Source organism: Sphingomonas sanguinis (assembly GCF_001476905.1).
GTDB classification, from domain to species: domain Bacteria; phylum Pseudomonadota; class Alphaproteobacteria; order Sphingomonadales; family Sphingomonadaceae; genus Sphingomonas; species Sphingomonas sanguinis_B.
The window spans coordinates 1-1,159 of sequence record NZ_LDTE01000211.1 but is presented as its reverse complement, the minus strand read 5'-3'; the positions used below and the strand labels follow the sequence as shown (position 1 = coordinate 1,159).

General features: G+C 63.0%; 1 protein-coding gene. It reads right to left on the bottom strand.

The genetic code is table 11. The features are described from left to right. The coding region (locus SB4_RS18645; RefSeq protein ID WP_153006354.1) for an aminotransferase class I/II-fold pyridoxal phosphate-dependent enzyme at positions 1–530 on the bottom strand (530 nt) is incomplete at its 3' end. Between the last annotated feature and the right edge of the window lie 629 nt (positions 531–1,159).

Below are 1,159 nucleotides of genomic sequence, written 5' to 3'. Positions count from 1 at the left end.
CAGCCATGCAGCAGCACCGCGTCGCCAGCCGCCGCGCCGTTCAACCCGGCCAGGAAGCCGTTCAGGTCGAAGGTCTGGCTGTTCAGGTCGAAACAGGGGATCAGCGCCGGTTCGACACCCGCCTGACGGAAGAGCGGGGCGTGGTTGGCCCAACTCGGGCTGCCGATCCAGATTTTCGCCACGCCCGCACGCGCCAGCACTTCCGCCGCCAGCCGGAGCGCGCCGGTGCCACCGGGCGTCTGGAGCCCGACGATGCGCTCGGCGGCTACCGTGTCGCCGATGACCAGTCCGGCCAGCGCACGGACAAAGCCGATATCGCCTTCGGGACCGAGATAGGACTTGCTCGACTGTTCGGTGAGCAGACGGGCCTCCGCCGCCTTGACCGCAGTCATCACGGGAGTGTGCCCGGCCTCGTCGCGAAAGACACCGACGCCCAGATCGATCTTGTCGGGCCGGGGATCGGCGGCATGCTGGCCGATGATCCGCAGCAAGGGGTCGTCGGGCTGGCGGGTCAGGGTCGCGAAACGCATCGTGGAAAAAGCCTCTTCAACAGCAAGGCGCGCACCATAGGATTTCGATCGCGAAAGGGAATGTCCGATGACGTGTCCATCGGTGGCTTCCCCAGGCGCCGTTTTGCCGAACCCCGAAACCAGCCTGAATGGAGCAGCAATAGTGTCGCGCCATACCCCGGACATCCAACAACCTGCCCTGTTTATTCAAATAAGGCCCGAAAAATAGACGATATTGATGTGCATTATGGAGCGTCGGCAACAGTTGTTCGTAGACTATGGGAACGGAACATGTCCCAGTGACGCCCGGCCCGTTCGCGATCATCGTGACGGCAAGCGAACCCGGGACTGACCGACGGTTCGGCCCGCTCGAACCTCCAATGATAGAATTTCTGGTGACGTCTTTCGCGTCATCGCCCTCGCCGTTCGACCACAATCGGTTGTCGGCCCGATGAGGATTATCTGCGATGAATGTGTGTCGTAACGCACCGCTTTCCCGACCAATTGGCCATGTCGGCATGGCATCGACAATCATGCCTACGAAGGATGCGGCGGGGACCCTGCCGTGAGCGTTCTTTCCCGTGCATCGATGGATGTTCCGCCAGCCCTCCACCGCCTGTCGCGGTTGGCGCCGCTGGACCACGCGGCCG